The organism is Micromonospora sp. NPDC049060 (assembly GCF_040649055.1).
Classification (GTDB): Bacteria; Actinomycetota; Actinomycetes; order Mycobacteriales; family Micromonosporaceae; genus Micromonospora; species Micromonospora reichwaldensis.
Window position 1 is genome coordinate 1 of sequence record NZ_JBEZEV010000031.1, and the last position, 22,957, is coordinate 22,957.

9 protein-coding genes are annotated in these 22,957 nt (G+C 74.3%); 8 read left to right on the plus strand and 1 reads right to left on the minus strand.

The window, feature by feature from the left end; all coding sequences use genetic code 11:
* Positions 1-30: 30 nt before the first annotated feature.
* The 7 genes from AB0B83_RS14360 (at position 31) to AB0B83_RS14390 (ending at position 21,179) form a co-directional block, all read left to right on the plus strand.
* Complete coding sequence (locus AB0B83_RS14360) at positions 31-14,790, plus strand: amino acid adenylation domain-containing protein (RefSeq protein WP_357578566.1); 14,760 nt, start codon at positions 31-33, stop codon at positions 14,788-14,790.
* Positions 14,790-15,773, plus strand: a complete 984-nt coding sequence (locus tag AB0B83_RS14365) for an ornithine carbamoyltransferase (RefSeq protein ID WP_357578567.1) — start codon at positions 14,790-14,792, stop codon at positions 15,771-15,773. Before AB0B83_RS14360 ends, AB0B83_RS14365 begins: the two co-directional genes overlap by 1 nt.
* Positions 15,770-17,098: an MFS transporter gene (locus AB0B83_RS14370; protein ID WP_357578568.1), complete on the plus strand. Its 1,329-nt coding sequence runs from the start codon at positions 15,770-15,772 to the stop codon at positions 17,096-17,098. Before AB0B83_RS14365 ends, AB0B83_RS14370 begins: the two co-directional genes overlap by 4 nt.
* A gap of 56 nt (positions 17,099-17,154) precedes the next feature.
* Positions 17,155-18,090 (plus strand): TauD/TfdA family dioxygenase, encoded by a 936-nt coding sequence (locus tag AB0B83_RS14375; RefSeq protein ID WP_357578569.1) that lies wholly within the window; start codon positions 17,155-17,157, stop codon positions 18,088-18,090.
* A gap of 25 nt (positions 18,091-18,115) precedes the next feature.
* Complete coding sequence (locus tag AB0B83_RS14380; protein WP_357578570.1) at positions 18,116-18,922, plus strand: alpha/beta fold hydrolase; 807 nt, start codon at positions 18,116-18,118, stop codon at positions 18,920-18,922.
* Between the two features lie 35 nt (positions 18,923-18,957).
* Positions 18,958-20,136: a class I SAM-dependent methyltransferase gene (locus AB0B83_RS14385; RefSeq protein WP_357578571.1), complete on the plus strand. Its 1,179-nt coding sequence runs from the start codon at positions 18,958-18,960 to the stop codon at positions 20,134-20,136.
* 239 nt (positions 20,137-20,375) lie between these two features.
* Positions 20,376-21,179: an SGNH/GDSL hydrolase family protein gene (locus AB0B83_RS14390; protein WP_357578572.1), complete on the plus strand. Its 804-nt coding sequence runs from the start codon at positions 20,376-20,378 to the stop codon at positions 21,177-21,179.
* A gap of 531 nt (positions 21,180-21,710) precedes the next feature.
* On the opposite strand, the gene AB0B83_RS14395 is transcribed toward AB0B83_RS14390, so the two are convergent.
* A complete protein-coding gene (locus AB0B83_RS14395; protein ID WP_357578573.1) occupies positions 21,711-22,514 on the minus strand; it encodes an aminotransferase class IV family protein in 804 nt (267 codons plus the stop codon).
* A 26-nt stretch (positions 22,515-22,540) separates the two neighbouring features.
* Between AB0B83_RS14395 and AB0B83_RS14400 the strand changes: the two genes are divergently transcribed.
* The gene (locus AB0B83_RS14400; protein ID WP_357578574.1) at positions 22,541-22,918 is read left to right on the plus strand and encodes a MerR family transcriptional regulator; all 378 of its coding nucleotides are present in this window, start codon (positions 22,541-22,543) and stop codon (positions 22,916-22,918) included.
* The last annotated feature ends 39 nt before the right edge of the window (positions 22,919-22,957 follow it).

The window sequence follows — 22,957 nt, forward strand, 5'->3', positions numbered from 1 at the left end:
CCGGGTCATCTGGAGATTCTTGGTCGGCAGTTGTCGGATGAGGCGTTGGCGTCGTTGGCGCCGGTGGTGGTGGTCGCTGGTGAGGCGCTGCCGGCTGCGTTGGCCAACCGGTGGCTGACGCTTCTGGGGCCGGGCGGTCTGGTCAACGAGTACGGGCCGACCGAGGCGAGTGTGGGCACGTGCATCTTCCCGGTGGAGACCGAGCAGGCGGGTCCGGTGGTGCCGATCGGTCGTGCCCTTCCGGGCATGACGATGTACGTGCTCAACCGGGACCTGCACCTCGCCCCGGTGGGCGTGGTCGGCGAGTTGTACGTGGGTGGCGTGGGCGTGGCCCGGGGCTACGCCGGGCAGCCTGCGCTGACGGCGGAGCGGTTCCTGCCCGACCCGTTCGCCGCCGCATCCGAGACCGCAACCGCCGGAACCGCAGCCGCCGCTGGAACCACGGCCGGGGCGCGGATGTACCGCACCGGGGACCTGGTGCGGCGGTTGCCCGACGGGGCGGTGGAGTTCGTCGGGCGGGTCGACCACCAGGTGAAGATCCGCGGCTACCGGATCGAACTCGGCGAGATCGAGACGGTCCTGGAAGGCACCGACGGCGTGGCCGACGCGGTCGCCCTGGTCTCCGGATCGGCCGCCGAGGGCGACGCCCGGCTGGTGGCGTTCTACCGCCCTGGCGCGCCGGCGACGCCGGGCCTGTTGGACCGGATCCGGCAGCGGTGCGCCGAGCACCTGCCGGAGTACATGGTCCCGGCCGAGTTCGTCGCCGTGGAGGCGATCCCGCTCAACGCCAACGGCAAGGTCGACCGCGCCGCCCTCTGGGAGGCGGCGGTGCCCGTCGAGCGGGCACACGTCGCCCCGGAGACCGAGCTGGAGAGCCAGCTCGCCGGGATCTGGGGCCAGGTGCTCCAGCTGGAACAGGTCAGCACCCGGGAGAGCTTCTTCGACCTCGGCGGCGACTCGCTGCGCGCGGTCGCCCTGGTCGGCGCGCTGCGGGCGGCCGGCTTCGGGGTGGCCGTCCGGGACGTCTTCGTGCACCGCACGGTCGCCGCCCTGGCCGGGCACCTCTCCGCCAAGGACGCCGCCCCGGCGGCCCCGGCCTTCCAGGCCGTCGCGCCCTTCTCCCTCTTGACCGCCGCCGACCGGGCCGCCCTGCCCGCCGGCCTCGTGGACGCCTACCCGGCCGTGCAGGCGCAGGTAGGCATGGCCGTGGAGATCCAGAAGGACCCCGGCAAGTCGCTCTACCACATCGTGCGCTGCTTCCGGGTGCACAGTGGACGGCCGTTCTCGGCCGACGCGCTGCGGGCCGCCGTGCGGGACGTGGTCGGCCGGCACGAGACGCTGCGTACCTCGTTCGACCTGACCGGCTACTCGGTGCCGGTGCAGCTCGTGCACGCCGAGGCGCCCGTCGACGTACGGGTGACGGAGCTGACCGGCGACGACGTCGAGGCGCGGCTGCGGGCGTACGTCGACGCGGAGCGGGCGCGGCCCTTCGCGCTGGACCAGCCGGCGCCGCTGCTGCGGGTCGCCGCCCACCGCACCGACGAGCGGGGCTGGTGGCTCACCGTCGCTGTCAGCCACCTGGTCACCGGCGGCTGGGACCTGAACACCCTCCTGGTCGAGCTGATCGGCTGCTACGAGCGGCGCAGCGCCGGCATGGTGCCCGAGTCGCCCGAGCCGACCGCCGTCCGGTACGCCGACTTCGTCGCCGCCGAACTGGCCGCGCTGAAGGGCGGCGAGGACGAGGCGTACTGGCGGGGCGTCGTCGACACGTACGCCGGCTTCACCACGCCGGACGGCTGGGGCCGCACCGACGGCCCGCGCGAGAGCCTGCGGACCCGGGTCAGCTACCAGGACCTGGAGCCGAAGCTGCGCGCGCTCGCGTCGACCCTCGACGTGTCGCCGAAGTCGGTGCTGCACGCCGCGCACCTGAAGGCGATGAGCCAGCTCACCGACCAGGGGCGGTTCTACACGGGCCTGGTGTGCGACGCGCGGCCCGAGGTGCGGGGCGCCGAGCGGGTGCACGGCATGTACATCAACGTGCTGCCGTTCGCGCACGCCCGGGGTGCCGGCACGTGGCGGGAGCTGGTGCGGTCGGTCTTCGACCGCGAGGTGGAGCTGTGGCCGCACCGGCGGTACCCGCTGCCGGCGGTGCAGCGGATGGCCGGCGCCGGGTCCCGCCCGATCGACGTCGTCTTCGACTACACCGAGTTCCGCCGGACCGGGGCGGTCGCCGACGAGTCCGTCGACTTCGAGGCCATCGCCGGGGAGGGCGGCACCGAGTTCGCCCTCCAGGTGACCGCCGCCGGCGGCTTCCTCGACCTGGTCGGCGACAGCCACGTCTTCGGTCCGGCCGCGCTGGCCCGGGTGGGGGCGATGTTCCGCGAGGTGCTGACGGCGATGGTGGCCGACCCCGAGGGCGACGCGGTCGCCGTCCGCCTCCCGGCGGCGGAACGCGACGAGGTCGAGGGCTGGTCGTCCGGCGGCACCGCCGAGGTCGGCGGGTACGCCCCGGCGGCGTTCGAGGCGCAGGCCGCGCGGCGGCCGGACGCGGTGGCGATCACCTGCGACGGCACCCGCGTCGGCTACCGGGACCTGAACGCCCGGGCGAACCGGTTGGCGCACCACCTGCGGGAGCTGGGGGTGGGCCCGGAGGTCCTGGTCGGGGTGTGCGCCCACCGGTCGGTGGAGCAGGTCGTGGGGATGCTTGCGGTGCACAAGGCGGGTGGGGTGTACCTGCCGTTGGATCCGTCGTATCCGGCGGAGCGGTTGGCGTTCATGCTTGCCGACGCGGCGGCCCCGGTGCTGCTCACCACCGCCGAGCTGCGCGGTCAGCTCCCGGCGGCCGAGGCGGCCACCGTGCTGCTCGACGAGCCGGACGCCTGGGCGGGCCAGCCGGCCACCGACCCCGAGCCGCGCACCCACGCCGACACTGGCTGCTACGTCATCTACACCTCCGGCTCGACCGGGCAGCCCAAGGGCGTCCTCGTGCCGCACCGGGCCCTGGTCAACCGCTCCGCGTACGCCGGCCGGCGGATCAACCGCCTCGACGAAGAAGCGGTGCTGCTCCAGAAGACCGAGATCGGCTTCGACGTCTCCCCGGCCGAGGTCTACGCCGCCCTGTCGGCGGGCGCCCGGATCGTGGTGGCCCGCCCCGGCGGGCACCGCGACCCCGCGTACCTGCGGGAGCTGATCGTCCGCGAGGGCGTCACCGCCGTCGAGCTGGTGCCGAGCATGCTGTCCGCGCTGCTGGCCGAGGGGATCGGCGGCTGCCGGTCGCTGCGGTCGGTGGCCGTCGGCGGCGAGGAGATCGCCGTCGACGTGGCGCGGGCGTTCCTGGCCGCGCTGCCCGGCTGCGAGCTGCACAACACGTACGGCCCGGCCGAGACCACGGTCGACGTCACGAGCTGGCTCTGCACCGCCGACGCCCTGGCCGGGCTGACCCGGGTGCCGCTCGGCACCCCGTTCACCAACCTCACCGTCCGGGTGCTCGACGAGCACCTGCAACCGGTGCCGGTCGGGGTGCGCGGCGAGCTGTGCATCGGCGGTCTTGGGCTGGCCCGGGGTTACCTCGGGGCGCCGGGAACGACCGCGCAGCGGTTCGTGCCGGACCCGTACGGCGCGCCCGGATCGCGGCTGTACCGCACCGGGGACGCGGCGGCGTGGCGGCCCGACGGCACCGTCGACTTCCTGGGGCGCATCGACTCGCAGGTCAAGCTGCACGGCGTACGCATCGAGCTGGGGGAGATCGAGACGGCCCTGCGCGGCTGCCCCGGGGTGACCGACGCGGTCGCCGCCGTCCGCGAGCAGGACGGCCGGCGCACCCTGGTCGGCTACCTCGTCACCGACGGCGGGCCCGCGCCCACCCCCGGTGAGCTGCGGGAGCGGCTGCTGGCCGAGCTGCCCGAGGCGACGGTGCCGGCCGCGTACGTCACGATCGACGCCGTTCCCGTGGACCCGCACGGCAAGGTCGACAGGCGGCAGCTGCCGGCGCCGGACGCGCGGTCCTACGCCCGGGGCCGCTACGAGCGGCCCAACGGCCCGGTGGAGTCGGCGATGGCCGGCGTCTGGTCGTGGGTGCTCGACCTCGACCGGGTCAGCGTCACCGAGAGCTTCTTCGACCTGGGCGGCGACTCGATGACCGCGGTGACCCTGGTCGGGTCGCTGCGCGCCGCCGGCCACGACGTCACCGTGCGGGACATCTTCGCGCACCGCACGATCCGCCGCCTGGTCACCGCGCTCGCCGAGGCCGACACCGCCAAGGAGGGGGCCTTTCGCCCCGTCGAGCCGTACGCGCTGATCGACGCCGCCGACCGGGCCAGGCTGCCGGCCGGGCTGGTCGACGCGTACCCGGCGACGCAGGCGCAGGTCGGCATGGCCGTGGAGATCCAGAAGGACCCGGAGAGGTCCCTGTACCACATCGTGCAGTCGATCCGGGTCGACGACGGGCGGCCGTTCGACGACCGCGCGCTCCAGGCGACGGTCGACGCGCTGGTCGCCCGGCACGAGACGCTGCGCACCTCGGTCGACCTGACCGGCTACTCGGTGCCGATGCAGCTGGTGCGCGCGAGCGCCGCCGTGCCGGTCGCCGTGCACCCGGCCGCTGATCACGAGGAGCACCTGGCCGCCGAGCGGCGTACCCCCTTCGACCTGGACTCGGACGCCCCGCTGCTGCGGGTCGCCGCGCACGCCGACGGCGCCGGGGCCTGGTGGCTGACCCTCGCGGTGAGCCACCTGGTCACCGGCGGCTGGGACCTCAACGCCCTGCTCGCCGAACTGCTCGGCGAGTACGCCCGGCGCAGCCGCGGCGAGGCGCCGAAGCAGGACGAGCCCCCCGCCGTCCGGTACGCCGACCACGTCGCCGGGGAGCTGGCGGCGCTGCGCTCGCCGGAGACCGCCGAGCACTGGCGGGCGGTGGTGACCGGGCGGCCCAAGCTGACCCTCCCGGACGCCTTCGGCGACCGCTCCGGCGCGGCGACGGTCTGCCGGTACACGGTGGACGTCAACGACCTGGACGCGGCCGTCCGACGCCTCGCCAGCGACACCAGCACCTCGGTCAAGGCGGTGCTGCACGCCGCGCACCTGAAGGTGATGAGCCAGCTCACCAGCGGGTCCGCCTTCTACACGGGCCTGGTGTGCGACGCGCGGCCGGAGGTGCGGGGCGCGGAGCGGGTGCACGGGATGTACATCAACGTGCTGCCGTTCCCGCACGCCCGCGCGGCGGGGACGTGGCGGGAGCTGGTGCGGTCGGTCTTCGACCGCGAGGTGGAGCTGTGGCCGCACCGGCGCTACCCGCTGCCGGCCGTGGCGCGGCTGGCCGACGCCGGGTCCCGGCCGATCGACGTCGTCTTCGGCTACGTGGAGACCCGGCAGGACGGCGGCGCGGCGGCCGAGGCACCCGGCACTGATCTGGTCGAGGTCGGCGGGCCGGGCGCCACCGAGTTCGGCCTGTCGGTCGGGGCGGGCGGCGGCACCGTCCGCCTGGTCAGCGACAGCCGGACCGCCGACCCGGCCGCCCTGGTGCGGATCGGGGCGATGTTCCGCGAGGTGCTGACGGCGATGGTGACCGACCCGGACGGGGACGCGGCGGCGCCGCGCCTGCCGGCCGGGGAACGCGAGGAGATCGCCCGGTTCGTCCCGGGCCGGACCGTCGAGGTCGGCGGGTACGTGCCGGCGGCGTTCGAGGCGCAGGCCGCGCGGCGGCCGGACGCCGTGGCCATCACGGCCGAGGGCGTGTCGTTCTCGTACGGGCAGCTCAACGGCCGGGCGAACCGGTTGGCGCACCACCTGCGGGAGCTGGGGGTGAGGCCGGAGGTGCTGGTCGGGGTGTGCGCCCACCGGTCGGTGGAGCAGGTCGTGGGAATGCTGGCGGTGCACAAGGCGGGTGGGGTGTACCTGCCGCTGGATCCGTCGTACCCGGCGGAGCGGTTGGCGTTCATGCTTGCCGACGCGGCGGCCCCGGTGCTGCTCACCACCGCCGAGCTGCGGGCGCAACTGCCGCCGGTCGGCGCCACGGTGGTGCTGCTCGACGAGCCGGACGCCTGGGCCGACCGGCCGCCGACCGACCCGGAACCGCTCACCGACCCCGACAACGGCAGCGTCGTCATCTACACCTCGGGCTCCACCGGCCGCCCCAAGGGCTCGCTGCTGTCGCACCGGGCCCTGGTCAACCGCACCGGGCACGTCGGCGCGCGGGTCTACCGGCTGGACTCCGACGCCGTCGTGCTCCAGAAGACCGAGATCGGCTTCGACGTCTCGCCGGGAGAGGTCTACGCGGCCCTGTCGGCGGGCGCCCGGATCGTGGTGGCCCGCCCCGGCGGGCACCGCGACCCCGCGTACCTGTGCGAGCTGATGGCCCGCGAGGGCGTCACCACGGTCCACTTCGTACCATCGATGCTGCCGGCGCTGCTCGCCGAGGGGCTGGCCGGCTGCCGGTCACTGCGGTCGGTGGCCGTCGGCGGCGAGGAGATCGGCGTCGACGTGGCGCGGGCGTTCCTGGCCGCGCTGCCCGGCTGCGAGCTGCACAACACGTACGGCCCGGCCGAGGCCACCGTCGACGTGAGCAGCTGGGCGTGCACCGCCGACGCCCTGGCCGGGCTGTCCCGGGTGCCGCTCGGCACCCCGCACCCGAACCTGCGGCTGTACGTCCTCGACGAGCGGCTCGACCTCGTGCCGCTGGGCGTGCCCGGCGAGCTGTGCATCGGCGGGACGGGGCTGGCCCGGGGCTACCTGGGGCGGCCCGGGCTGACCGCCGGGAAGTTCGTGCCGGACCCCTACGGCCCGCCCGGGTCCCGGCTCTACCGCACCGGGGACGCGGCAGCGTGGCGGCCGGACGGCACCGTCGACTTCCTGGGGCGGCTCGACTCGCAGGTGAAGCTGCACGGCGTACGCATCGAACTGGGGGAGATCGAGACGGCCCTGCGCGGCTGCCCCGGCGTGGCCGACGCCGTCGCCGCCGTCCGCGAGCATGACGGCCGCCGCACCCTCGTCGGGTACGTGCTGCCGACCCCTGGCGACGCACCGACCCCGTCCGGGCTGCGGGAGCGGCTGCTCGCCGCGCTGCCCGAGGCTATGGTGCCGGCTGCCTACGTCACCCTCGACGCCATCCCCAAGGACCCGAACGGCAAGGTCGACCGGCGCCAGCTCCCGGCCCCCGACACCGGCGCGTACGCCACCGGGGACTACCAGGCCCCGACCGGCGACGTGGAGGAGGAGATCGCCGGGATCTGGGCGCGGGTGCTCGGCGTGTCCCGCGTCGGCGTCACCGACAGCTTCTTCGACCTCGGCGGCGACTCGATGCTCGCGGTCACCCTCGTCGGCACGCTGCGCGCCGCCGGGCACCCCACCAGCGTGCGGGACGTCTTCGCCCACCGCACCGTACGCCGGCTGGCCGCCGCGCTTACCGACGCCGACGCCGACGAGTTCCGCCCGGTCGCCCCGTACGCGCTGATCGGCGCCGCCGACCGCGCCAGGCTGCCCGGCGGCCTGGTCGACGCCTACCCGGCGTCGCGCACCCAGCTCGGCATGCTTGTGGAGTCGGCCGTCAGCGGCGACCGCGCCGTCTACCACAGCGTCCTGGCCCACCAGGTGCGCGACGGGCGGCCGTTCGACGCCGGGGCGCTGCGCGGCGCGGTCCGCGCCGTGGTGGCCCGGCACGAGATCCTGCGCACGTCGTTCGACCTGGTCGGCTACTCGGTGCCGATGCAGCTCGTGCACGCCGACGCCGACCCCGACGTGCGCGTCGAGGACGGCCGGGGCGTCCTCGCCGAGCGGCACGCCGCGCTCTTCGCGGAGTTCATCGCCGCCGAGCGGGCCCGCCCGTTCGACGTCGCCACCGCGCCGCTGCTGCGGGTCACGGCGCACGTGGACAGCGACGAGAGCTGGTGGTTCACCTTCACCATCTCCCACACCGTCACCGAGGGCTGGAGCAGCGCGCGGCTGGTCACCGAGGTGCTCGACCGCTACGCCGAGCTGGCCGACGGCCGCACCCCGGCGCCGGCAGCCGTTCCGGCCGTGCGCTACGCCGACTTCATCGCCGCCGAGGTCGCCGCGCTGGAGTCGACCGCCGACCGGGAGCACTGGCGGTCGGTGTGGGACGGGCGTGCCCCGTTCACCCTGCCCGCCGGCTGGGGCGAGCCGGACGCGCCGGACGCCACGGTGGACGCCACCGTCGACTTCGCCGACCTGGACGAGGCGCTGCGCGCCCTGGCCCGCGACACCGACGTGTCGGTGAAGGCGGTGCTACACGCCGTGCACCTGAAGGTGCTCAGCCAGCTCACCGGCGAGCCGGGCTTCCACGCCGGCCTCGTCTGCGACGCCCGGCCCGAGGTGCTCGGCGCCGACGAGGTGCACGGCATGTACCTCAACACGGTGCCGTTCCCGTACGACCGGTCGGCCCGCACCTGGCGGGACCTCGTCGCCGCGGTGTTCGACCGGGAGGTCGCGCTGTGGCCGCACCGGCGGTTCCCGCTGGCGGAGATGCAGCGCGAGGCCGGCCACCGGCTGCTGCACGTCCTGTTCAACTACCAGGACTTCACCCGCGCGACGCAGGGCGGCGACGGATCGGGCCCGGTGGTCACCGGCGCCGCCGGGGAGGGCGCCACCGAGTTCGACCTCTCCTGCTTCGCCCAGCGGGGCCGCTACGCGCTCTCCGCGCGGGCGGGGCTGGTCAGCCAGGCCAACCTGGACCGGATCGCCGGCATGTACCGGGCGGTGCTGGAGGCGATGGTCGCCGACCCCGACGGCGACTGCCAGGCCGTCTGCGTGCCCGGGGGCGAGCGCGACCGGCTGCTCGGCGTCACCGACCAGGGCGCGGACGAGCCGGTCACGGGCACCATGGTCGAGCTGTTCCAGGCCCAGCTCGCCCGCGACCCGCACGCGGTGGCGGTGGTGGCCGGCGCGGTCGAGCTGACGTACGCCCAGGTCGACGCCGCCGCCAACCGGCTCGCGCACCACCTGCGCGCGGCCGGCGCCGGCCGGGAGACAGTCGTCGGGGTCTGCCTCGACCGGGACGCGGACCTGGTGCCCGCGCTGCTCGGCGTGCTCAAGGCGGGGGCGGCGTACCTGCCCCTGGACCCGGCCCAGCCCGCCGAGCGGCTCGGCTACATGCTGGCCGACGCCGGGGCGCGGACCGTGGTGACGACCTCCGCACAGGCGGAGGTGCTCGCCGGCTTCGACGGGCGGCGGGTGCTGCTGGACGCAGGCGACCTGGCCGGGCACCCGGAGACCGATCCGGGGATCGCCCGTGACCCCGACGACCTCGTCTACGTCATCTACACCTCCGGTTCGACCGGCCGGCCCAAGGGCGTCTGCGTGAGCGACGTCAACGTGTTGCGCCTGCTCGACGCCGCGCAGGAGCACTACGCGGTGGACGAGACCGACGTGTGGGCGCTGTTCCACTCGTACGCCTTCGACGTCTCCGTCTGGGAGCTGTGGGGGGCGCTGCTGCACGGCAGCCGGCTGGTGGTGGTGCCCCGCGAGGTGGCCCGGGTGCCGCAGGACCTGCTGGACCTGCTGGTGACGCAGCGGGTCACCATGCTGGCGCAGACCCCGACGGCGCTGCGCGGGCTGGTCCGGCTCGCCGCCGAGGACGCCCCCGGGATCCGGGAGCTGTCGCTGCGGGCGGTGGTCATCGCGGGGGAGAAGCTCGACTTCGCCGACCTCGCCCCGTGGGCGTCCCGCCTCGGGCTGGCCCGTACGGCGCTGGTCAACATGTACGGGATCACCGAGACCACCGTCTACTCCACCTACCACCGGATCACCCGGGCCGACCTGGCACCCGGCGTGGGCAGCCGGATCGGCCGCCCGCTGTCCGGCGTGCGGATGTACGTGCTCGACCAGTACGGCCACCCTGCGCCCATCGGGGTGCCCGGCGAGGTGTACCTGGCCGGGCACGGGGTGGCCCGCGGCTACCTCAACCAGCCCGACCTGACCGCCCGGCGGTTCCTGCCCGACCCGTACGGCCCGGCCGGCAGCCGGATGTACCGCACCGGCGACCTTGCCACCCGCCTGCCCGACGGCAGCGTGGAGTTCCTCGGCCGCCTCGACGACCAGGTGAAGCTGCGGGGCTACCGGGTCGAGCCGGGCGAGATCGAGGCGGCGCTGACCGCGCTGCCCGGTGTCGCGGAGGCGGTCGTCGTGCTGCGCGCGGACGACCCGGCCGATCCCCGGCTGACCGCGTACCTGGTGGCCGGCGGCGGGGAGCCGCCGCAGGTCGCCACGCTGCGCGAGCGGCTGGGGCGCAGCCTGCCGGAGTACATGGTCCCGTCGGCGTTCGTGCTGCTGGAGCAGTTGCCGCGCAACAACAGCGGCAAGCTGGACCGGCGGGCGCTGCCCGCCCCGACCGGCGCGACGCTGGCGGGCCGGGACTTCGTCGCCCCGGCGGGCCCGCTGGAGGAGCGCGTCGCCGCCGTCTGGGCCGACGTGCTGGGCCTGCCGGCGGTCGGCGTCACCGACGGCTTCTTCGACCTCGGCGGGCACTCCATCACGGCGCTGGTGCTGGCCGGCACGATGCGCGCGGCCGGGCTGGACGTGACGGTCGCGGACATCTTCCGGCACCCGAGCGTCCGGGCGCTGGGCGAGGTGCTGGCGAGCCGGGACGCGCCGGCGCCGACGGACCGCCCCGTCGAGCCCTTCGAGCTGGTGGCCCCCGCCGACCTGCCGCTGCTGCCGGCCGGGCTGGACGACGCGTACCCGCTGTCGCGGGTGCAGCTGGGGATGCTGCTGGAGATGCTGGCCGACAACGGCCAGAACCACTACCACAACGTCGTCTCGTTCCTGATCCCCGACGACGAGCCCTTCGACCTGGCGACGCTGCGGACCGCCGTCGCCGAGGTGGTGGCCCGGCACGACGTGCTGCGTACGTCGGTGGACACGAGCGGCTACTCGGTGCCCATGCAGCTGGTGCACCGCACGGTGGACGTCCCGGTCGGAACCCGCGACCTGCGGGGGCTGGCCGAGGCGGACCGGACGGCCCTGGTGCGCCGGCTCGTCGGCGAGGAGTACGCCGAGCTGTTCGACGTCGAGCGGGCGCCGCTGCTGCGGTTCACCGTGTGCCTGGAGACCGACCGGAGCTGGCGGCTGGTACTCACCATCTGCCACGTCATCATCGAGGGCTGGAGCCTGCACGCCCTGGTGATGGAGATCCTGGACCGGTACCACACGCGGCGGGCGGGCGCGGAGCCCGACGTCGCCGCCCCGCCCGGGGTGCGCTTCGCCGACTTCGTCGCCGGTGAGCTGCGCGCCCTGGACTCGGCGGCCGACAAGCGGTACTGGCAGGACGTGGTCGAGCGGCACCCGAGGTTCCTGCTTCCCGCCGCGTGGGCGCCGCCCGCGCCGGCCGTCCGGGAGCCGTACACCGAGGTGGTGTCCTACGCGGACCTGGAGCCGCGGCTGCGGGCCCTGGCCTCGGCGGCCCGGGTCTCGCTCAAGGCGGTGCTGCACGCCGCGCACCTGAAGGTGCTCAGCCAGCTCACCGACGAGCCGGCCTTCTACAGCGGGCTGGTCTGCAACACCCGCCCCGACGTGGTGGGCAGCGAGCGGGTCTACGCCATGTCCCTGAACACCCTGCCGTTCCCGCACGACCGGACGGCGGGCAGCTGGCGCGAACTCGTCCAGCGGGTGCACGCCCGCGAGGCCGACCTGTGGCCGCACCGCCGCTACCCTGCGCCGGCCATCCGCACCCCCGGCCGGGGCGCCGGCCTCACCGACGTCTACTTCAGCTACCTCGACTTCACCGAGGTCGACGGCGGGCGCACCGCGCCCGTGGAGCGGATCGGCGCGAGCACCTCCGAGTTCGCGCTCGCCGTCGCCGCGGGCGCCGGCCGGCTCGAACTGAGCACCGACAGCCACGCCATGGGCCGGGCCGACGCCGCGCGGCTGGGCGGCATGTACCGGCTGGTGCTGGAGGCCATGGTGGCCGACCCCGACGGCGACCCCCGGGCGGCGTACCTGCCCGCCGGGGAACGCGACGACGTGCTGGTGGGCTGGAACGCCTCGGCCGCGCCCGGATGCGTCGACCTCGTCCCGGACCGGGTCGCGGCGCGGGCCGCCGCCACCCCCGACGCGGAGGCCGTCGACGGTACGACCTACGCCGAGCTGGACGCGGCGGCCAACCGGATCGGCCACCACCTGCGCGGGGCGGGGATCGGCCCGGAGCGGGTCGTCGGGGTGCTGCTGGACCGGGGCGTCGACCTCGTCGCCGCCCTGCTCGGGGTGTGGCGGGCCGGCGGCGCGTACCTGCCGATCGACCCGGGGCACCCGGCCGAGCGGGTCGCCGCGATGCTCGCCGACGCCGGGGCGACGGTGGTGGTGACCTCGGCCGGCCACGCCGACCGGCTCACCGGCGTCGAGCTGGTGCTGCTCGACCGCGACGCCGAGCGGATCGCCGCGCTGCCCGCCGACCCGCCGCCCGGCCGCCCCGACCCGGACCACCTCGCGTACGTCATCTTCACCTCCGGCTCGACCGGCCGGCCGAACGGCGTGCAGATCACCCACGGCAGCCTCGCCAACTACCTCGGCTGGGCGGCCGAGGAGCTGATCGGGGACCGCACCGGCGGCGCCGCGCTCTTCTCGTCGGTCGCGTACGACATGGTGGTGACCAGCATCTGGGCGCCGCTGGTCACCGGGCAGCGGCTGTGGCTGCTGCCGCCCGACGCCGGCCTGGACGAGCTGGGCCCTAGGCTGGCCGACGCCGGCCCGTTCAGCTTCGTCAAGCTGACCCCCGGCCACCTCGACCTGCTGACCCGCCAGCTCGACGCGGAGCAGGCGGCGGCCCTGACCCCGCTGCTGGTCCTGGGCGGCGAGGCGCTGACCCGGCAGGTCTGCGACCGCTGGCACGCGCTCGCGCCGGGCAGCGTGCTGCTCAACGAGTACGGGCCGACGGAGGCGACCGTGGCCGTCAGCCGGTACCCGGTCACCGGGCCGCTGCCGGCCGACGTCGCGCCGATCGGCCGGCCGATGGCCGGGATGCGCACGTACGTCCTCGACGCCGACCTGCAACCGGTGCCGGTGGGCGTGGTCGGCCACGTCCACCTCGGCGGACCCGGCCTGGCCCGGGGCTACGCCGGCCGGCCGGACCTGACCGCCGACCGGTTCGTGCCCGATCCGTTCGGTGCGGACGGCGGGCGGCTGTACCGGACCGGCGACCTGGGCCGCTGGCTGCCGGACGGGCAGCTCGACCTGCTCGGCCGGATCGACGACCAGGTGAAGATCCGAGGCCACCGGGTGGAGCCCGGCGAGGTCAGGGCGGCGCTGGTGGCGCATCCGGGCGTGCGGGACGCGGTGGTGACCGTCGAGTCGACGGGCGCCGGCGGACCCCGCCTGGTGGCCTACCACGTCGGCGACGCGCCGGACCTGGCCGCGCACTGTGCCCGGTGGCTGCCCAGCCAACTGGTCCCGAGCGTCTTCGTCCCGGTGCCGGCCATCCCGCTCAACGCCAACGGCAAGGTCGACCGTCGGGCGCTGCCCCCGGTGGACCTGGCCGCGGCGGCCGACCACACCCCGCCCCGCCCCGGTCTGGAAAAGCTGATCGCCGACATCTGGGCCGGGATCCTGGAGGTCGACCGGGTGGGCCGGCACGACCGCTTCTTCGCCCTGGGCGGGCACTCGCTGCTGGTCGTACCGGTGGTCACGGCGGCCCGGCAGGCCGGAGTTCCGCTGACGCTGCGGGCGGCGATGCTCGACCGGACCCTGGCCGAGCTGGCCGCCTCGCTCGCCCCGACCGGGGCGGCGGCGTCCGTCGACGCGGCGGATCCGGCGGTACGCGTGGCGCGTACCGTGCCGGTGCTGCCGGCCGTCGAGCCGCTGCTCGCCGCCCACCGGGTGCCCGGCGCCTCGCTGGTCCTGCTCGCCGACGGCGAGGTGGTGGAGGTCCGCGCCGCCGGGCACCGCGCGGCCGGCGGCGACGCCCCGGTGACCCCGGCGACGATCTTCCAGGTCGGCTCGGTCAGCAAGCTGGTCACCGCGGTGGGCGCGCTGGTCCTTGTCGGGCGGGGGCAGCTCCAGCTCGACACGGACGTCAACGCGTACCTGAAGGGCTGGCAGCTGCCGGCCGACCGGCCGGTGAGCCTGCGGCAGCTGCTCTCCCACGTCGCCGGGCTGACCCCGACGGGCAGCACCGGACACCCGCGTGGCGGCCCCGTGCCGAGCCTGTCGGACGTGCTGCACGGCCGGGGCGTGCCCACCGGTCCGGTCCGGGCGCTCGACGCGCCCGACGCGGTGGCGGTGGAGCGCAACAGCCACTTCGTGGTGGTGCAGCAGCTCATGGAGGACGTCACCGCGACGCCCTTCGCCGCCCTGATGGCCGAGCTGGTCTTCGGACCGGCGGGGATGACCGGCAGCAGCTTCGACCAGAGCTTCCCGGAGACGTCCGGCCGGCCGGTGGCCGTCGGGCACGACGAGCGGGGTGAGCCGCTCCCGGGCGGCTGGCAGGTGCGTACGGACCTGGCGGCGGCCGGCCTCTGGACCACCGCCACCGACCTGGCCCAGCTCGTCAGGGAGATCCACCTCGCGTACCGGGGCGACCCGGCCCTGCTGAGCCGGGAGCTGGCGGTGGCGCAACTGACCACCGGAACGGGCGGCGTCTTCGGACTCGGCTGCATGGTGGACCGCATCGACGGGCCCGCCGGGGCACGGGTGGAGTTCACCCACCGGGGCCGCATCCCCGGCTACCAGGCGCTCACCGCCGGCCGGGTGCCCGACGGCTCCGGGCTGGTGCTGCTGACCAACGGCGACCAGGGCCATGAGGTCGTGTCGCGGCTGGCGTCCGACATCGCACTGACGGAGGAAATGTGATGACGACCGTACCGAGCATCCTTGCCACGGTCACCGACCCACCGACCCGGCAGGTGCGGCACCTGGTGTCGATCCGCGACCTGACCGACGACGACCTCTACTCGATCGTGGCGCGGGGGGCGCGGTTCGCCGCCGGCGAGACCGCCAGCCCACTGGCGGACCGGGTGGTCGGCACCTACTTCGTGAAGACGTCGACCCGGACCCGGACCGCGTTCACCGTGGCCGCGCTGCGGCTCGGCGCGAAGACCATCCAGTACGGGCCGAACGACCTCCAGGTCAACACCGGCGAGTCCAGCGAGGACACCGGCCGGGTGCTGTCGGGCATGCTCGACGTGCTGGTGGCGCGGACCGCCGCCGACCCGGGGGAGATGCGCGACTGGTCGCGCCAGCACCGGATGGCCGTGATCAACGCGATGAGCGCCGAGGAGCACCCGACGCAGGCACTGGCCGACCTGACCACCCTGCTGCGGCGCTTCGGCCGCATCGAACACCTGCGGCTGCTCTACCTGGGCGAGGCGAACAACACCGCGACCGCACTGGCCCTGGCGCTGACCCGCTTCCCCGGCGTCGAGCTGGAGCTACGCACCCCGGCGGGGTACGGGCTGCCGGCGGAGATCGCGGCGGTCGCGCGGGAGCAGGCCCAACGTTGCGGCGCCCACCTCGTCGAACGGCACCACATGGACGACCTGCCGGGTGACCTGGACGCCATCTACACCACCCGGTGGCAGACCACCGGCACCAGCAAGCCCGACCCGGACTGGCGGACGCACTTCGCCCCGTTCCAGGTGGATCGGGAGCTGTGGCGGCGCAGCCCGCACGCGGTCTTCATGCACGACCTCCCGGCGCACCGGGGGGAGGAGGTCACCGCCGAGGTGCTCGACGGGCCGGCCAGCATCGCCTTCCAGCAGGCGGAGAACAAGCTCTACAGCGCGATGGCCGTGCTCGACTGGTGCCGGGCCACCCCCGCCGGGTCCGCGTCGTGAGCGCGGTCGGGCACCCGGCGGCCACGTCCCGGCAGCCGGGGCGCCTGACCGGCAACCGCGACTTCCTGCTGCTCTGGGTCGGCTCCGGGGTCTCCGCGCTGGGTTCCCGGGCCACCTCGATCAGCTACACCCTGCTTGTCTTCTGGTCGACCGGTTCGGCCACGGCGGCCAGCCTGGTGACCTTCGCCGCGCTGCTGCCCAACCTTGTGACCCAGTTGCCGGCCGGCGCGCTGGTGGACCGCTGGGACCGCCGGCGGACCATGGTGCTCTGCAACGTCGGGCGGATCGTCGCGATCGGCAGCGTCGCGGTCGCGGTGGCCCGGGACTCGGTGTGGCTGCCGCACCTGATGGCGGTCGCGTTCGTGGAGGCCAGCCTGGGCATCTGCTACGCCCTGGCCGAACGCGCCGCGGTGTTCAACGTGGTCCCGGCCGACAGGTACGGCGCCGCGACGGCGGCGAACGAGTCGCGGGCCAACGCGGCCAGCATCCTCGGCCAGCCGGCCGGCACCCTGCTGTACGCGCTGACCCGCTGGGCGCCGTTCGGCTTCGCCGTGCTGATGCACGTGATCTCGCTGGTCACCCTGCTGTTCGTGCGGCGGGACCTGCAGGCGCCGAAGGCGCGCGCGGACGAGCCAGGTGGCCTGCTGGCCCGGGTACGGGAGGGCTTCGTCTTCGTCTGGGGCCAGCTCTACCTGCGCCGCGCCCTCGGCCTCTTCGCGGCGAGCAACATCCTGTTCCAGGTGCTGGGCCTGGGCCTCGTCGTGATCGTCAAGAACCAGGGCGGCTCGCCACCCACGGTCGGGATGCTGCTCGTGGTGAACAGCGTCTTCGGCATGGCCGGCGCGATGACCAGCAACTTCTACCTGAGCCGGTGGGGGATCCGCCGGATCATCATGGGGGTCAACATCGCCTGGGCGGTGCTGATGCCGCTGCTCGCGCTGGCTCCGGGACTCGCGCTGGCACCGGGACTCGTCGTCCTCGGCGCGATCTTCGCCCTGATCCACTATGGCGCCGGCATCAGCAACGTGGCCGGGATGCTGTACGTGCTCCAGAGCGCACCCGACCACCTGCGCGGGCGGGCCGGCTCGATCGTCATGCTGCTCAGCTCGGGAGCCAACTCGCTGGGGGCGCTGTTCGCGGGCTTCCTGCTCGACTCGACGAGCATCACCAGGGCCATGCTGATCGTGGGCGGGGCGATGGGGGTGATCGCGGTGCTCGCGGTGCTCGGCTTCGGCGGCCGGGCCCGGGCCGAGGCGGAACGGGCGGAGGCCGCCGAGCGGGCGGGCCACGCGACCCGGGACGGTGGCGATATGGACGGAATATAGCGGAGCGGCAGAGCCTGGGAGGGATCGCACAGCTTGGGACGGTGAGGAGCCCCGGAATGAACGAGCACGCGAGCTGGAAGCCGTTGGAGATCACCCCGGAGAGCGCCGGCTGCGCGCCGAGCGCCGAGGGACTGGTCGGCCACCTGCGCGAGCTGGACCTGGCGGAGGTGCTCACGGCCGAGAAGGCGCTCGTCTTCCGTGGCTTCGGGGTGCGGCCGGAGACCCTGGACCCGGTGATGGACCTGCTGCTGCCGAGGCGACTGGCGTACGTGCACGGCAACTCGCCCCGCACCAAGGTGGGCCGCAACGTCTACACCTCCACCGAGTACCCGTCCCGGTACACCATCTCGATGCACAACGAGCTGTCGTACGCGGCGCAGTGGCCGGCCCGGCTGCTCTTCTTCTGCCAGATCGCCGCCGAGACCGGCGGTGCCACCCCCGTCGTCGACGCCGAGCTGTGGCTCAACTCCCTGGACCCGCAGCTGCGCGCCGACTTCGCCGGTGGGCTGCGCTACCAGCAGAACCTGCACGACGGCATGGGGCTGGGCAAGAGCTGGCGGGAGACCTTCGAGACCGACAGCCGCGACGAGGTCGAGGAGTTCCTCGCCGGCGCCGGCGCCACCTGGGAGTGGACCGCCGACGGGCTGCGCGTGGTCCAGCTGCGGGAGTCCACCCTGCGGCACCCGGTCACCGGGGCCGAGGTGTGGTTCAACCAGGCCGACCAGTGGCACCCGGCCGGCCTGGACGACGACATCGCCAGGGTGATGACCCAGGTGATGGGCCCGGACGAGCTGCCCCAGTCGGTGACCTTCGCCGACGGCTCCCCGATCCCCGACGAGTACGTCACCCAGATCCGCGACCGGGGCCTGGAGGCGGCGGTCGACGTCGACTGGCGGGTCGGCGACCTGCTGCTGATCGACAACGTGCTCACCGCGCACGGCCGGCGCCCGTACACGGGCGACCGCCGGGTGCTGGTGGCGATGTCGGACTGAGCGGCGCGACCGGGAAGTGCCCCAGATGTCCCTGTCCCGCCCGACCGGCGGCGATCCCTGGCTGCGGGTGTTCCGGGGCGGCGCGCACGCGGGCCTGCGGTTGGTCTGCCTGCCGCACGCCGGCGGCTCGGCCGGGTTCTTCCAGACCTGGGCGGCGCGGCTGCCGGACTCCGTCGACGTGCTCGCCGTCCGCTACCCGGGCCGGCAGGACCGGCTCTCCGAGCCGTGCGTCGACCGGATGGACGTGCTCGCCGACCGGGTCACCGAGGCGCTCACCGGGTACCTGGACCGTCCCCTCGCCCTGTTCGGCCACAGCATGGGCGCCTCGGTCGCCTACGAGGTGGCCGTCCGGCTCGAGGAGCGGTTCGGCGTCGTGCCGGAGTTCCTGTTCGTCTCGGGGCACGGGGCACCGCACGTCACCCGGATCGACCAGCACCCCGACCACCTCGACGACGAGGAGTTCCTCGTCCGGATCGCCGCGCTCGGCGAGGTGGATCCGGTGGTATTCCGCTCGTCGAAGCTGCGGGAGCTGGTCGTACCGGCGCTCCGGGCCGACCTGCGGCTGATCCACGGCTACCTGCCGCGCGCGCCGCGGAGCGTGCCCGCGCCGATCACGGCGTACCTCGGCACGGGGGATCCGGCCTGCGACCGGGAGTCGGTCTCCGCCTGGGCGGAGCTGACCACCGGCGGCTTCCGGCTGCGGGCGTTCCCCGGCGACCACTTCTATCTCGTGCCGGCGCGGGCGGAGCTGCTCGCGGACCTGACCGCGCAGCTCGCCGGCCGGCCGACCGTACCCCGTGCCGCGGCATCCGTGGCCGCGCACCTGACCTGACCGGCACCGCCGGATTCGCACCTGGAGGGCGCATCGTGACCGCACCGGACGTCGAGGCGACGCCGCAGCCGCTCGTGGACGTGGACCAGGAACGCCACGCGCGGTTCCGTACCTCCTTCGAGGCGGTGACGGACTTCGGGCGGCGGCTGCTGGCGGCCCGGTTGGCCGCCGCGGGCGTCCTGCCCGCCCCCGGGGCCGTCGCCGGCCGGGAGGAGATCCTGGCCCGGCTCGCGGTGGCTCCCGGCTACCAGCGGCTCGGCGACGCCCTGCTCGACCTGCTGGCGGACGCCGGCCTGCTGCGTCGGCAGGGCGACGGGCTCGCCGTGACCGGACGGGTCGCCGAGGCGGCCGGGTTCGCCGGGGACGACGCGGTGGACGCGGCGGCGGCGACGCTGCGCCGGGAGCACCCGGAGGCCGCCGGGTACGTGCCGCTGCTGGTCGCCTGCCAGACGCAGCTCGTCGAGGTGGTGCGGGGCGACCGGCCGGCCAACGAGGTGCTCTTCCCGGGCGGCTCCGCCGACCTGGTCTCCGCGATCTACCGGGACAACGTCCAGCTGGACTTCTACAACCGGCTCTGCGCGGCGCGGGTGCGGGAGCACGTCCGGCAGTTCCTGCGGCGCTATCCGCGGTCCTACGCCCACGTCATGGAGGTGGGCGCGGGGACCGGTGGCACCAGCGGCCCGGTGCTCGACGCCCTGACGGACCGGACGGAGCGGCTGCGGTACTTCTACACCGACGTGGGGCCCGCGTTCCTGCGGCTGGGACGGCAGCGCTTCGGCGTCGACCGCCCCCACGTCGACTTCGCCCGCTACAACGTGGAGGGCGCGCCCGAGGACCAGGGCTTCGAACCCGGCTCGATGGAGGTCGTGCTGGCCAGCAACGTCCTGCACGCCACCCTGCGGATCTCCGCCGCGCTGCGGCACTGCCACGCGCTGCTCAAGCCCGGCGGCATCCTGGTGATCAACGAGATGACCAGCCGCCTCGACTACAACACGCTTACCTTCGGCCTGGCCGAGGGCTGGTGGCGGCACGCGGAGGACGAGCCGCGGGTGCCGGCGTCCCCGCTGCTGGACGTGGCGGGCTGGCGGGCCGCCCTGGGCCGGGCCGGCTTCGTCGACGTGCGGGCGCACGCCGTGCCCGGGCTCGACGCCGCCGATCAGGTGCAGACCATGTTCGTGGCGACGGCCACCGGTGGGGGCGGCGCGTCCCGCTGAGGTCCGCCCCGTCCGCGTACGCCCCGACCGGGGTCGCCTCCGCCGGGCCGCGCGACTCGCGGCACCCCGCGGTCGGGACCCCGGTCGGGACGCGCGCGACCCCTGTGGAGCACCGGTGTCGGCGCCTGAACCCGGTAGGTCTTTACCGGCACCCCTATATGTTCCGGCAAGATCTTTCGTTCGCGAATATTCGGTGATATCAATCTCGCACTCGATTCCTCTACCCCCGGAGTTGCGACGTGCGGAGAACCCGTCTCGTTTCCCTCGCCCTGAGCCTGGCCACGGCTCTCGGCGTCAGCCTCACCATGGCAGCCCCCGCCCAGGCCGCCGCCACCGACCGCTACGTGGCGCTCGGTGACTCGTACGCCTCGGGCGTGGGCGCCGGCAGCTACACCAGCGAGAGCGGCTCCTGCCAGCGCAGCACCAGGGCCTACCCGGCGCTGTACGCGGCCAACATCAAGCCCGCGTCGTACCGCTCGGTCGCCTGCTCCGGTGCCACCACCACCAGCGTGATCAACACCCAGCTGTCGGCGCTCAGCTCGACCACCACGCTGGTCAGCGTGACGGTCGGCGGCAACGACGTCGGCTTCGCCAACATCATGTCCACCTGCGTGCTCCAGGGCACCACGCAGTGCGTGGCCGCCGTGCAGGCCGCCGAGGACAAGGCCCGTGCCCAGCTGCCCGGCCTGCTGCGCAACGTCTACAACGGCATCAAGACCCGGGCGCCGAACGCCCGCGTGGTGGTCGTCGGCTACCCGGTCTTCTACCAGCTCGGCACGGTCTGCGCCGGCCTGAGCGCCACCTCGCGGGCGAAGATCAACGAGGGCATCAACCTGGTGGACGACATCACCCGCAGCGCCGCCGTCGCCGCCGGCTTCAAGTTCGCCGATGTGCGTGCGCAGTTCGTCGGGCACCAGCTGTGCAGCTACGGCGAGAAGTGGCTGCACGCCCTCAACTTCGCCACCCTCGGCGTCTCGTACCACCCGACCGCGGCCGGCCAGTCCGGCGGTTACTACCCGGTCTTCCGCTCCGCCGCGGGCTGACCGACGCGCTCCGTCCGGGCGCTCCCGGTCCCGCCCCCTTCGGGGCCGGGAGCGCCCAGGGCGGGAGGACGGGGCACGGTCGCCCGCGCGGCGTCCGTGCCCCGTCCGAACCGTCCGGTCGGCGCCCCAGCGCTGCTGCAGCTTGCGGCCGACAGCATCGAGTTGGGCGCCGGTAGTGAACACGTCGTCGACCAGCAGTACCCGGGCGCCGGCCAGCTCGTCGCGGGTCCCGCGGCGGGCCCGCACGGCAGCGGCATGTCGCCGCGCGGCGTCCTGTTTCGCTGCGAGGTCGCTGCCGGCGGAACGCGGTGTCGGCCGGACCTTGACCAGTCCGCGCGGGTGGATCGGCCACCGCTGCTCATCGTCCGCGTCCGCCGCGGCCGCCAGCATCAGCTCCACGTGCGGGTACGGCTGCCGCTCACGCTACGACGGGTTGGGCAAGATCAGGTCGTTGCGGCCAGCCCAACCCGGATGGCCGGCGGTCACGAGCGGGTGACCGCCCACGCCGTTACACCACAGCGCTCTCGACGATCACAGGGCGACCGCAGGCTCTTCGGCATAGGCAGCGTTCAGAATGCGCAGGAATTCCTGGTCTTGAACGAGCGGCTCGTCGCCGAGTCGCGCGACCGCGATGCCCGGCGTCCACGAGTTCATCACCGCGGCCGCGAGACGCCCGCCGAGCTCGCCGCGCCTGACCTCCTGCGTCCGTTGCGGGACTCTTAGTGCGTCGAGTCGGCGCGTCAGGATCTGCATCGTGATGCCGGGGAGGACCTCGGCGCACGGCCAGATAACGGCCTCTCCGTCCCAGAAGGCGAGGTTCCAGATGGTGGCCTCGCTCAGCCGACCCGATCGGTCGGCGAACGCGGCGCCGTCGAAGCCCCGGGCGCTCGCGCGCCTGAGCAGGAGCGTCTTGGACACCTCGCCGACGTGCTTGACGCGGGGGAGATGCCGCTCGTGCTCGACGACGTCGAGCGAGAGAGGTCCGGACGGCGCAGTCGCGGGATCGGTGACCTTCACCAGCACGTCGAGGTCAACGTCGTCCCCAGCGGGGGCGAACTCTCCCGGCCGCGAGGAGACGAAGCATGTCAGCGACGCGTCCGGGGGAGCGGCCGCCAGAGCGCTGCGCATCTGCTCGAGGATCGTCTCGTCAGCCAGGTGGCGGCCGAAGAGCTCGTCGCTGGCTTCCCGGAGACGAGCCAGGTGCAGGTCCAGCCCCCGCACACGATGGTCCCGGACCTGCATCGCGGTGAAGTGGGCGAACCCGGCGAAGGCCAGTGGCGCGAGGTCCGCCGCCTCGGCCGCCCTACCATTGAACAGAGTGATCGATGTGGTCATGCAAGCGACCGTAGGAGTTGACACCAGTGGCAGGGGCAAGCGGCGCGACCCAGGGAACGGCACTGCGGATCGGCGATGTCGCGGCTCTCACGTCGGCCACGCCGCGGATGCTGCGTCACTACGAGAACCAGGGCCTCATCGCCGCGGAGCGCTCGTCCGCCGGCCAGCGCCTGTTCGACCCGTCCGTCGTCGAGCAGGTCCGCTCCATCCGGTGGCTGCTCAGCGCAGGGTTGCCCGTGGAGGCTATCCGCGAGCTCCTCGACTGCATCCACGACACCGACCGCCTCGAACCGTGCGCAGTTCCGCTGCTCATGGAGCATCTCCAGACGTACGACGGCCGCATCGCTGAGCTCACGACGACGAGGGACGCGCTGCAGGGGCTCATCGACGCGTCGAACGGGTGATGATCGACCATCTGCGTCCCTGATGGCGGCTTGGATCAC

Bases quoted from the DNA above. Each gene is read 5' to 3' on its own strand.
- AB0B83_RS14365 (WP_357578567.1), top strand. From the start codon at position 14,790: ATGACGACCGTACCGAGCATCCTTGCCACGGTCACCGACCCACCGACC.
- AB0B83_RS14375 (WP_357578569.1), top strand. From the start codon at position 17,155: ATGAACGAGCACGCGAGCTGGAAGCCGTTGGAGATCACCCCGGAGAGC.
- AB0B83_RS14380 (WP_357578570.1), top strand. From the start codon at position 18,116: ATGTCCCTGTCCCGCCCGACCGGCGGCGATCCCTGGCTGCGGGTGTTC.
- AB0B83_RS14395 (WP_357578573.1), bottom strand. From the start codon at position 22,514: ATGACCACATCGATCACTCTGTTCAATGGTAGGGCGGCCGAGGCGGCG.